General features: G+C 62.2%; 12 protein-coding genes. 4 read left to right on the top strand and 8 right to left on the bottom strand.

What is annotated here, in order from left to right; all coding sequences use genetic code 11:
- On the bottom strand, positions 1-229 hold a 229-nt coding region (locus AAHK20_RS33295; RefSeq protein ID WP_449185771.1), incomplete at its 3' end, for an SDR family NAD(P)-dependent oxidoreductase.
- Between the two features lie 253 nt (positions 230-482).
- Between AAHK20_RS33295 and AAHK20_RS33290 the strand changes: the two genes are divergently transcribed.
- Both AAHK20_RS33290 and AAHK20_RS33285 read left to right on the top strand, forming a co-directional pair.
- Positions 483-1454 (top strand): potassium channel beta subunit family protein, encoded by a 972-nt coding sequence (locus AAHK20_RS33290; protein WP_449185770.1) that lies wholly within the window; start codon positions 483-485, stop codon positions 1452-1454.
- Positions 1455-1602: 148 nt separating this feature from the next.
- Positions 1603-2448 carry a 23S rRNA (adenine(2030)-N(6))-methyltransferase RlmJ gene (locus AAHK20_RS33285; protein WP_449185769.1) on the top strand — a complete coding sequence of 282 codons (846 nt, stop codon included), beginning with the start codon at positions 1603-1605 and terminating at the stop codon, positions 2446-2448.
- 15 nt (positions 2449-2463) lie between these two features.
- Here the strand turns inward: AAHK20_RS33285 and AAHK20_RS33280 are convergent, their stop codons facing one another.
- The 3 genes from AAHK20_RS33280 to cueR form a co-directional block, all read right to left on the bottom strand.
- A complete protein-coding gene (locus AAHK20_RS33280; RefSeq protein WP_449185768.1) occupies positions 2464-2790 on the bottom strand; it encodes a hypothetical protein in 327 nt (108 codons plus the stop codon).
- Between the two features lie 178 nt (positions 2791-2968).
- Positions 2969-3115, bottom strand: a complete 147-nt coding sequence (locus AAHK20_RS33275) for a DUF3563 family protein (RefSeq protein WP_449185767.1) — start codon at positions 3113-3115, stop codon at positions 2969-2971.
- A 302-nt stretch (positions 3116-3417) separates the two neighbouring features.
- Positions 3418-3837, bottom strand: a complete 420-nt coding sequence (cueR, locus tag AAHK20_RS33270) for a Cu(I)-responsive transcriptional regulator (protein WP_449185766.1) — start codon at positions 3835-3837, stop codon at positions 3418-3420.
- Positions 3838-3922: 85 nt separating this feature from the next.
- On the opposite strand from cueR, the gene AAHK20_RS33265 reads away from it, so the two are divergent.
- Positions 3923-4156, top strand: coding sequence for a heavy-metal-associated domain-containing protein (locus AAHK20_RS33265; RefSeq protein ID WP_449185765.1), 234 nt, complete (start codon positions 3923-3925; stop codon positions 4154-4156).
- 9 nt (positions 4157-4165) lie between these two features.
- Positions 4166-5074 (top strand): dTDP-4-dehydrorhamnose reductase family protein, encoded by a 909-nt coding sequence (locus AAHK20_RS33260; protein WP_449185764.1) that lies wholly within the window; start codon positions 4166-4168, stop codon positions 5072-5074.
- 39 nt (positions 5075-5113) lie between these two features.
- Here the strand turns inward: AAHK20_RS33260 and AAHK20_RS33255 are convergent, their stop codons facing one another.
- From AAHK20_RS33255 to AAHK20_RS33240, 4 genes are all read right to left on the bottom strand, one after another.
- Positions 5114-8476 (bottom strand): error-prone DNA polymerase, encoded by a 3363-nt coding sequence (locus AAHK20_RS33255; protein ID WP_449185763.1) that lies wholly within the window; start codon positions 8474-8476, stop codon positions 5114-5116.
- Between the two features lie 4 nt (positions 8477-8480).
- A complete protein-coding gene (locus tag AAHK20_RS33250; RefSeq protein WP_449185762.1) occupies positions 8481-10205 on the bottom strand; it encodes a Y-family DNA polymerase in 1725 nt (574 codons plus the stop codon).
- Positions 10108-10947 carry a translesion DNA synthesis-associated protein ImuA gene (imuA, locus tag AAHK20_RS33245; RefSeq protein ID WP_449185761.1) on the bottom strand — a complete coding sequence of 280 codons (840 nt, stop codon included), beginning with the start codon at positions 10945-10947 and terminating at the stop codon, positions 10108-10110. Before imuA ends, AAHK20_RS33250 begins: the two co-directional genes overlap by 98 nt.
- A gap of 423 nt (positions 10948-11370) precedes the next feature.
- Positions 11371-11551: hypothetical protein (locus AAHK20_RS33240; protein WP_449185760.1), on the bottom strand; the 181-nt coding region annotated here is incomplete at its 5' end.

Below are 11551 nucleotides of genomic sequence, written 5' to 3'. Positions count from 1 at the left end.
TATCGATGCCTTGGTTGACCGCTTCTTCGTTGGTGACGTCCATCGCGACGCCGACTGCCTTGCCGCCCTTTTGCTTGATCTCGTCGGCCACGGCTTGAGCGCCGGCCAGGTTCAAGTCGGCGATCGCCACCGCGGCGCCTTGTGCCGAGAGCACCAATGCGATTTCCTTGCCGATGCCGCTTGCTGCACCCGTGACGACAGCGACCTTACCGTTCAGATTCGTGGACATTCAAAACCTCCATCTGGATTGAGCACATGACACCATGGCGACAAATGCATGACAACTCGGCCGAAAGGCATATGCCGATCAGCCGACTGCCCCGCCACGACCGACCACGGTATTGTGCATGAAGCGTTAGGGTCCTGTTCCGCAAATTGCTCGATCAACGAGCCCGCAAAACAAGACCCCGCCGCCCACACACCAAATCGATTCGGATTAAGCTGTGCGTTTGATTCTCACGCCCCCTTCGAAGGAGAAGCATATGAACTATCGACGACTCGGACGTTCCGGCCTGCAAGTCAGCGAGCTTTCAATCGGTTCGTGGGTCACTTACGGCAATCAGGTGGATCGGCGAGCCGCACGCGAATCGCTCGCAGCAGCGCGCGATGCAGGCGTGAATTTCTTCGATAACGCGGAAGTCTATGCAGGCGGCAAGTCCGAGGAAATCATGGGTCATGCGCTGAAAGAACTCGCATGGCCGCGCATCAGCTATGTGGTGTCGACCAAGTTCTACTGGGGGCTGCATGAGGCGCCGAATCAGTACCACACGCTGAACCGCAAATACTTGTTGAACGCCATCGACGCGTCGCTGCACCGCCTGCAGCTCGACTATGTAGACCTTGTGTTCTGCCACCGCCCCGACCCGAACACGCCGATCGAAGAAACGGTCTGGGCGATGAGCGACATGATCGCGCGCGGCAAGGCGCTCTACTGGGGTACGTCGGAATGGAGCGCCGATGAAATCCGCGCGGCCTACGAAATCGCCGAGCGGCATCATCTACACAAGCCGGTGATGGAGCAGCCGCAATACAACCTCTTCTGCCGCAAGCGAGTGGAACAGCAATATAAGCGGCTCTACGAAGACATCGGCTTGGGGCTCACGACCTGGAGCCCGCTCGCGTCGGGTCTCCTCACCGGCAAATACCGCAATGGGGCACCGGCCGACAGCCGCGCTCAATTGCAAGGCTACGATTGGTTGCGCACGCAGTTGACGGACGCGGGCAAGAACAACATCGTCGGTCAGCTCGGGCAAATCGCCGATGAGCTCGGCTGCACCGTCGGCCAGCTTGCGATTGCATGGATTCTGAAGAACCCCAACGTCAGCACGGTGATCACCGGCGCATCGCGTATCGAGCAGATCCACGAAAACATGAAGGCGCAAGACGTGGCTGCCAAGATCACGCCGGAAATCAAATTGAAGATCGAGGAGGTTGTCGGCGACGCCTACCAATAGTCCGCGCGAAGAGCGGCGCGGGCCTCGCGTACAATACGCGACCGCCCGCGAGCGCCTTGCGCCTCGCAGTTTCGCGTGCAACACGGGTGCGCCGCCATAGCTTGCTCGCCGCGTTTGACCGCAGTCATCCTCTCGCTTTCCATTTGCCATGCTCAGCTATCGCCACGCCTTCCACGCAGGCAATCACGCCGATGTCCTCAAGCACGCCGTCGTCGTGCAGTTGTTGCGCTATCTCGGCACGAAGGACAAAGCCTATTGGTACATCGATACGCATGCGGGCGCCGGTGTCTATTCGCTCAAAGAGGGCTATGCGACGAAAAACGCCGAGTTCGATACCGGCATCGGAAGACTTTGGAAGCAGAAGGATTTGCCCGAGGCGCTGGCGGAATACGTCGAAGAAGTCAGCGCGTTGAATCCGGACGGCGAACTGCGCTATTACCCGGGTTCACCGTACCTGGCCTGGCGGCTGATGCGCGATCAGGATCGCATGCGCCTTTTCGAGCTGCATTCAACCGAAATCGATGTCCTGCGCCACAACTTTCGTGATGCGGGGCGCCGCGCCATGCTCTTCGGCGCGGATGGCTTCGATGGAATCAAAGCCTTGCTCCCGCCGCCGCCGCGCCGAGCGTTGGTATTGGTCGACCCTTCGTTCGAGGACAAACGCGACTACGCGCGCACGCTGACGTGTATCGAGGAGAGCTTGAAGCGATTCGCGACGGGCACCTATGCGATCTGGTATCCGCAGGTCACGCGGCAAGAATCGCAGCGTTTTCCCGAGCAGCTGAAGCGCTTGCAGCCGAGCCACTGGCTTCATTTGACGCTGACCGTTAGCCGCCCGCCCACGGATGGTTTCGGCCTATACGGAAGCGGTATGTTCATCCTGAACCCGCCGTACACGCTCGCCGCAACGATGAAAGAAACGCTGCCTTACCTCGTCGACAAGCTCGGGCAAGACGAAACGGCGCAGTTCAAAGTCGAAAGCCGGGGCGACTAAGTTGCGATCGGGCCCTTACTGGCTCTGACTCGACCGAGGACGGTAGACGGGCCGCGGCGCCGAAGCTCCGCCCACAGGCAGGTTGATATAAGGCGCCACGATGATCGGCTGCGACGAGTCTGGTTGCAGCTCGCTAGGCGTCGCAGTGGGCTTGGCGGCGACCATCGGCTGGCGCGACAGCGGTGCCGTTTGCAGCACGAGGCCGCTTTGCCCATCGTTGATACCGCTTTCCGTGTCGAGCACGAGCGGCTTGCCGTTCGACTGGGCCGACGCGTGCAGCGATACGAGCAAGAGAGCCGCACAAGCAGCCGGCAGCACGCGAAGCGAGGGAAATGAGCGCATGGGTCGACGTATCCGTTATCAGCCGCGTTGAGGGGCAAAAAGCGCTTTACCTTACCGTGGTGGCAAGCTTTAGGCTAGTCGCAGTGGTGTTGCAGAAACGACAAAGCCCCGCTTTGCGGGGCTTGGCATCACCACAACAACGCGGGGAGCGCGGCCCCGCTGCAACAGCGCTTCGCGATTACAGCGAGTAGCCGGTGGTTTCGAGCGAGCGAATACGCTGTTCGAGCTGGACGATGTCAGCCGACGACGCGAGATAAGCCTCACGGCGGCGACGTTCAGCAGTTTCAAACCAGTTGCTCAGCTTTTCGAGGACGTACGCAAACATGATGTTCTCCAAGGATCGAATTGAACCCCTGGCGGGTTGGGCATCAGGGATTTCCCGTAGAAGGGTTAACCCGAATTATAGCCCTGAGAGTGCAACCGTCTAGTGAAATGCACGAATGGCGTGCATTCCATTTTGGAATGTCACGGCTTAGCGCGCGATTGAGGCCGTTGATTTGTAACGAAGATTACCGGATCTCACTTTTACCCGGCATTTCGCCTCGGCTAAAAGCACCAAAACTGTGCATACGGCGTTTACTCATGCGACCCTATATGCCTCTCGTCCTGAAAAAGCGTCTCCCAGACTCAATGGCATTTCGCCGGCTCATCGGCGCCGAACTCATGAGCCAATTGTTCGAGAATCGGGCAATCCGGGCGCGCGTCGCCGTGGCAATGATGGGCGAGGTGCGCGAGCGTGTCGCGCATGTCGGTCAGCTCGGCGATGCGCCGCTCGAGTTCGGCGACGTGTTCGAGCGCGATGGCTTTGACTTCCGCGCTCGCTCTCGTGCGGTCTTGCCACAAGGCGAGCAGCTTGCGAATGTCCTCGACGAGAAATCCGAGGCGCCGCGCTTGCCGAATAAAACGCAGGGTGTGGATTTCATCGGCGCCGTAAACCCGATAGCCCGACTCGGTGCGCGCTTTGGGCGCAAGCAACCCGACGCTCTCGTAGTACCGGATCATTTTGGCGGTAACGCCCGATGCGCGGGCCGCGTCACCAATATTCATGGTCAGCTCCTAGATGTGCTGATCGATCGTACACCTTCCCACAATGGGAAGGTCAGTCCCTCCTCCAACCTCTAAAGGAAACCCAATGATCGAATTCCAAGTTGAAGGCATGAGCTGCCAACACTGTGCCGCGGCTGTGACTAAAGCGATTCAGGCGCATGACGCCACGGCGCGCGTACAGGTCGATTTGGCGCAAGGGCGGGTCGCCGTCGAATCGGTCCAGAACGCAAGCGTGCTGCAAGCCGCCATCGACGAAGCCGGCTACACCGTTAAAGGCGCAGTCGGTGGTGTGGCAAATCAAGCAACCGGCAGCGTCTAAGGAAGCGCGATGTTCAAGGTCGCCCTGCTCGGCGCCTCGGGCTTGCTCGGCCGCGCGATCGCCAATGCGCTGGCGGATCGCTCCGAGTGGGGCGTCGTCCGCACCGCTCATCGGCGTGTCGACGGCGCTTCAATCCAGCTCGACATTCGCGACGCGGCCGCAGTCGACGCCTTCATCGAGCGCACCGCGCCCGACGCCATCGTCATCGCCGCGGCCGAACGCCGGCCCGATGTCTGCGAACGCGATCCGGCGCTCGCCCGCGCGCTCAATGTCGACGCCGTGACCTCGGTCGCGGCTGCCGCTCGCCGGCGCGGCGCCTGGGTGCTGTCGATTTCGACCGACTACGTCTTCGACGGCACGCAACCGCCCTACCGTTGCGACGACCCGCCCGCGCCGCTCAACGCTTACGGCCGCAGCAAGCTGGAAGGCGAGCGCGCGTTGTTGGAGACGACGGAGCTTGGCTGCGTGTTGCGTCTGCCGCTCTTGTTCGGACCGATCGTCGATTGGCAGGAATCGGCAGTCACGAGCCTCGTGCCCGCGATCGCCGCCTCGGCCTTGCCTGATGCGAAGGCGGCTGTCATGGATGCATGGGCGACGCGGTATCCGACCTTCACGCCCGATGTCGCTTCCGTCATCCGGCAGATGCTCGAGCGCCATGCACGAGGCGATGCGATCTGCGGCATCGCGCAGTGGTCCGGCGACGAACCGATGACGAAGTTCGACATCGCCGCGCGGCTCGCTGAAGCCTTGCAACTCGACGCCCGACTCACGCCGCAACACACGCCGGTTGACGCGACACCTCGCCCACGCGACTGTCACCTGGATTCGACCCGTCTGGAGGCGCTCGGCATTGGACGCCGCACGCCGTTCGACGAGGCGATCCGGCAAGTGCTCGACGCCTTTCCGTGGCGTCCGTGAGCGGCGCGAGCCCCGCCAGCCGATGAGCAAGCGCTCCGCTCAGTGAAAATCGCGGCTCGATACGGCGAGCCGCCCGAGCAACGCGGTCCGATCCTCGAGCCGCTTGGCGACGAGATGCAGTACCTCGCCCTCGCGCTGCACGACGCCATAGACCGCGAGCAAGCCCGAACCCAGCAGCGCCTTGCGCTGCGTTTCGACGAGCGCCGGCCAGACGATCACGTTGATCGTGCCGGTTTCGTCTTCGATTGAGACGAAGATCGTGCCATTCGCCGTGTCGGGCCGCTGCCGCACCGTGACGATCCCGCACGCATGCACATGCCGGCCGTGGTTCAGATGCGCCAGTTGCGCGGCGGTCCTGAAGCGCTCCTTCGCGAGCCGCGGCCGCAACAACGCCAGCGGATGCCGATTCAGCGTGAGCCCGAGGCTTCGATAGTCGTCGGTGATTTCGCGCCCCTCGGCCGCACGCGGCAACGTGATCGGCGCTTCGACGATCGGCGCGTCGCGCAGCAATTGCGGCACCGTATGCTGCGCAGTGACGGCCCACCACGCCTGCCGTCGATGACCGGCAAGACTGACGAGCGCGTTCGCCGCCGCCAGCGCTTCGAGCTCGCGACGCGTCAGCGCGGCCCGCCGCGCGAGATCGTCGATATCGGTAAACGGGGCGCCGCCGCGCGCGGTCATGATCCGCTCGGCGGCGGCCTGCGAAAATCCCTTGATCAGATGCATGCCGAGACGCACCGCTGGACCTTTCGCACCATAGGTCGCAGCCGGCTGCTTCACGCGCGCGAGGTGACGCTTGAGGGCGTGCCCGATCGTCTTCGACACCGCTCGCTTGGGCAATGGCGCGTCGTGCAGCATCTGCCGATACTGACCGGCGTCCTGGCAACGTCCGCCGGTCTCGCTCCACGAGATGCGCTCGCCAGGCCGCTGCGGCTTTTCCAAGACAGACTCCCAATCGCTTAATGTGACGTCGGGCGGCAACACCGGCACGCCGTGGCGCTTCGCGTCCTGCACAAGCTGCGACGGCGAATAAAAGCCAAGCGGCTGGCTGTTCAGCAAACCCGCGAGAAACGCGGCCGGTTCGTAGCGCTTGAGCCATGCGCTGAGGTACACGAGGAGCGCGAAGCTCGCCGCATGACTCTCCGGAAAACCGTAATCGCCGAAACCTTCGATCTGTTTGCAGATCCGGTCGGCAAACGCCTCGTCATAGCCACGCGCCAGCATCTTTTGCTTCAAGTCATCCTGGTAAGGCTTGAGGTTGCCGGTACGCCGCCAGGCAGCCATCGCGCGACGCAATTGATCGGCCTTCTCGGCGGTGTACTTCGCCGCAACCATCGCGAGATGCATCACCTGCTCCTGAAAGATCGGCACACCGAGCGTGCGATCGAGCACCGGCCGCAACTCTTCTTTCGGAAATTCGACGATCTCCAGCCCCTGTCGGCGACGCAAATACGGATGCACCATGCCGCCCTGAATCGGCCCGGGCCGCACGATCGCCACCTCGATCACGAGGTCATAGTATTTTTTCGGCTTCATGCGCGGCAGCATGCTTTGCTGCGCGCGCGATTCGATCTGGAACACGCCGATCGTATCGGCATGGCCGCACATCTCATAGACGGCCCGGTCTTCGCGTGGAATATGCTCGACGCCGAAATTCGGGAAACCGCGCCGCAGCGCGACGAATTCGAGCGAGCGCCGAATCGCCGACAGCATGCCGAGCGCAAGCACGTCGACCTTCAGCAGCTTGAGTGCCTCGATATCGTCCTTGTCCCACTCGATCACGCTGCGCCCCGGCATCGCCGCGTTTTCGATCGGCACGAGGCGAGAGAGCTTGTCGCGCGCAATCACGAAGCCGCCGACATGCTGCGACAAATGCCGCGGAAATCCGCGCAGCTCGTGGGTCAAGCGAATCAGGTGCTGCGTGATGTGCGATTGCGCGTCAAAACCTGCGTCGGCCAGATGCTTGGCGATCGCGTCCGGACCATCCCACCATTGCTGCGACTTGCCGATCCGCTCGACCAGCGCTTCCTCGAGCCCGAGCGCCTTGCCGACATCTTTCAACGCGCTGCGCGTGCGGTAGGTAATGAGCGTAGCGGTGAGCGCTGCTCGGCGCCGGCCGTATTTTTCGTAGATATATTGGATAACCTCTTCTCGGCGCTGATGCTCGAAATCGACGTCGATATCGGGCGGCTCGTCGCGTGCTCGCGAGATGAATCGCTCGACGAGCATCCCCATGCTCACGGGATCGATCTCCGTGATCCGCAGGCAATAGCAAACGACCGAATTGGCCGCCGAGCCGCGCCCCTGGCACAGGATATGGCGCTCGCGCGCAAAGCGCACGATGTCGTACACCGTCAGGAAATACTTTTCATAGCGAAGCTCGTGAATCAACGCGAGCTCTTTTTCGATCTGTTCGATATCGTCGACAGAAAGCCCCTTGGGCCAGCGTTCAATTGCACCGGTCATCACGAGCTTGCGCAGATGGCTCGTCGGCGTCTCGCCGGGCGGCACGAGCTCCTCCGGATACTCATACTGCAGTTCGTCGAGACTGAACGTGCAGCGGGCCACGACACGCAACGTCTCTTCGAGCGTATCCGCCGGATAGAGCGATGCGAGTCGCACACGAGTGCGCATGTGCCGCTCGGCATTCGGCTCGAGCGCGTGGCCGCACTCCGCAAGCGGCGTCACGAGACGGATCGCGGTCAACGTATCTTGAAGCGGCTTGCGCGAGCGCGCGTGCATCAACACCCCGCCTGCGGCAACGAGCGGCAAGCCGCTCTCATCCGAAATCATCCGCAGCGCTTCGGTATGTTCATCGTCGCGGCCGTTTTGCCAGAGCTCGAGCGCGAGCCATGAGCGCTCTTGGGCGAAGGCCGCGAGCCAGTGCGCGCAACGCAGCGTCTGCGCCAGCGAAGTTTCCCGCTGCGGCACCAGCATCAAGAGGCAATCGGGCAAGTGCTTCAAATGCGCGAGCTCCGATGGCGGATCGGTAAAGTCCTCCGGAGCAAGCCGGTAGCTGCCTTTTTCCGCGCGTGAGCGCGCGAGTGTAATCAGCTCGGATAGGTTGCCATAGCCTTCCCGATTCGTTGCGAGCACAACCAATGTGCAAAAAGGCTCGCCGTCTTCGCTGGTCAGACGAAGCTCGCTGCCGATCAAAAGCTGCAATGCGCCCTCATGCTCTTTCGCCGCGACGTGCGCGCGCACGACACCAGCAAGCGAGCACTCGTCGGTAATCGCGAGTGCGGCATAGCCATGATGGATCGCCTGATCGACGAGGTCGCGCGGATGCGAAGCGCCGCGCAGGAAAGAGAAATTGCTCAGGCAGTGCAGCTCGGCATAGCCCGGCAATTGAGGCGGCGGTGCCGATGCCTGCGTGGCAGGAGATAAAGCAGAGGGCGCCATCGCTTCAACCGAAAAGACCTTGCAAGAACCAATGACCCGACAGGCGCTCTCGGAACACCCAGAACATTCGCCCGTCGTCGTCGGCTGCGATGTAGTAATCGCGTTCGACACCCTGCCCATCCCACCACCCCGCCTCGATCCGCTCGGTGCGGGTCAGCATTTTCAGGGGACGTCGATAGACCGGCCGCTGCTCGCGCATGACCAATTTGAGCGGCTTGTCGAGCAGCCAAACGGGACGCGGCGGCTGCGGGACTTCATCGGATAAGACAAGCGCTGGCGGAGGTTCGCGAAGCGGCAACGCGTTGTCCGGCAGCGCGGTTTGCGCCGCGCCATCCGGGTGGCTGGGCTCGACGGTGCCACCTGCAGCGACATCCGATGCAGATGCCGGCCTCTCCTTTGCCGCAGACTTCGCCCTTGAATTCCGCGGCGAGCGCTTCGACTTCGTCTGCCGTGACGTCCGCTCGGGCTGCCCGGTTTGATATGCCTCGACACTCATCGCTCTCTCGGGTCGATGATCGTCCAGCATGGAAATCCGCATCACATTTTCGGAACCCAAACGCGCACTCAGCCGTTCAAAGAGACGTGCGACCGAATCTCGATCCGCATCCGGCATAGGAAACAGCGTGTCCGATTGCGCCGCATGTTCGCCGATCTGATCGGCGACGATTTTCAGCTCGATGGCCGGCGCGATCAGCTCAGTCTGGTTCAGCTTCTCGCGCAGCAGCCAGATCAGATGATCGGGATCGCGCGACGGCACCGCCCACGACACCGTCAAGCTCGAGGTACGCGGCGCATGGCGAGCGGCCAACTCATGTTCGAGCAACAGCGTGTAGCGGCTGACCGCCGCGTGATGTGCGCTCAACCATCCGGCCAACTGCATCACGAGCCTGCGAGCGGCAAAGAGCAGCGCTTCGGCGCTATCGACACGCGCCTGCAACTCGAGCTGCGCCCGAAACGAAGCCGGCGCCCGGAACGACTCGCGCAGGTCTGGCTTTTCGCCGTAAGCCTGCGCGAGCAAGTCCAAAACGTCGCTGCCGAAACGTCTGACGACCCCGGCACGAGGCAAGCGCCGCAGATCGGCCAGCGTCGTACAGCCGATCTGTTCGAACGCATCGCCATATGCGGCTACGGCAGGCAACAACGAAACTGGCAGCGCGTCGAGTGCTCGCGGCAGTGACGCTTCCTTCACGACATGCCAGCGACGCCCCTCCCGCCGCACGCGGGCATGCGCGAGCAGCCACGCGCCCCATGCGGTCGGCGCACAAGCCATGCGTGCGGTATAGCCGAAATCGCGGACTGTCGACGCCACCTTCGCCAGCAATGCGCGCAGTCCGCCGAAGAGCCGCAACCCTGAACCCACTTCGAGCAGCAGCGTGTGAGCGTGAGCCAGCGAAACCTTCGGCGTATACGCCAGCAGCGCCAGCGCCATCGCTTCGAATGCTTGCGTCTCGCGCTCGACATCTGGCGTGAGCATCTGGAGCCCGGGGGCCAGCACCAGCGCATACGAACGCGTTTGCCCCACCTGCACGCCGAGTTGGTATGCAGGGGTATCCGGCATCAGGATGTGCGAGTGATCGGCCAGGGCATAGCACCGGATATCGCTGGCGCCAGATACGGACTCGCTGATGCCATCACGCCGATTCGATTGGCTCGTGCTCTTTTGCTCGGACAGAGGCGGCTTCACGGCCTCCAGCGATAAGAGAGGCAATGTCACAGCGATCCACAACATGATTGACCTTTCGTTCGTGACGCCCTGGACGTGCCGTGCGCGCTGGCAACATCGCTTCTTGCACAGGGAGCTCGATCCGCAGCGGTTCTGCGAGGGGCGGACCACGGCGCTTGATGATGTCGATCGCCAATCCGACCTTGTGCAACCAATGCCGGCGCTTCATCGCCTGCGCACCATCCGGCAGAATCGGCGAACAAATCATCCGCAACGGTGCAGCCGAAGAGTGCGCCGCCACATTCGCCGGACGAATCAGAAAGGCCAGCGATCGGGAATCTTGAGCCGCGACTTGCAGACGCCTTAGTGCTTCAGGCCGTGCGTTCGATGCCCACATCAATACCGCCCCTATCCCACCCTGCTTCAGTGCCTGCTCCGCGGCCCAAAACGCTTGGGGCTCGGCCGCCCGCACCCAAAAAACCCGATCGACAGCGACTCCCCATGCTTTCAACGCGGCCGTGTGCGGGTGATACGGCGGCGCAATCATCACCACATGCCGCTCCGCTTCCATCGTGAGCTGGCGAAGCGCATAAACCAGCAAGCGCATCTCGCCTACGCCGTCATGCTCGATCAACAACTCGGTCAGACTGCCGGTAGGCCAGCCCTGTCCGGGCAACGCTCGGTCGAGCGCTGGATGACCGCTCGAAATCGTCTGCGCCAACGGACTGGCAACCTGGTTGCCCTGCCACATCTGGCGTTGCAGATTGGGCGCCAGCGCCTGCGCCGCAAGCTGAATGACTGCTGCCATAGACCTGCTCGTTTTAAAGAGAATGCGCTGCCCTGCTCGCGCGCGAGCATCAAGATGAACCCAGCTTCGTTGTGGCTGGGCTGTGCGCGCCAAGCTGGCATCAGCCCGTTTGCATCACCTAGTTAAGTGACTTCGTATTCCTTGCGTTTGTCACGCACTGGGTAGTCTTCTGCGCATACCCACCCCGGCTGCCCCCGACGGAGCGCGGTGATAAGCAACACGACCATCTGCTGCCAGCCTGCGGAAATGTGACGCAGTTGGACGGATAGCGTGCATCCGATACTGTATTTTTATACAGTATTTTGTGGGGAAAGTTAAGGGGCGTTGAGGCGTAATAACTCGGCGCTTTTTGTCTGCGGAGAAGGCGTGACAGGATGATGGGATGGGGCGGAGGCGGTTTTGCTGTGGCAGTGAACCGTGCTATCAGCCACGCTGATGGCACGCGGAGAGCGCCTGTTGGCGTGAGGGGATCGGGAGTCGGTTGACCTGCCGGCTGCCAGTGATGCTGAGGTTGCCACTGCGCTGGCTGCGGCGAGCCGATAGAGCTGAAGCGGCCTGTTTTCTGAGGGTTTTTGCGGGACTGGTTTTTCCGGCGCGTAAACGC

The organism is Trinickia camelliae (assembly GCF_053525655.1).
Note: the sequence above shows the minus strand (reverse complement) of the source record. Positions and strands in the feature narration are given on the sequence as shown.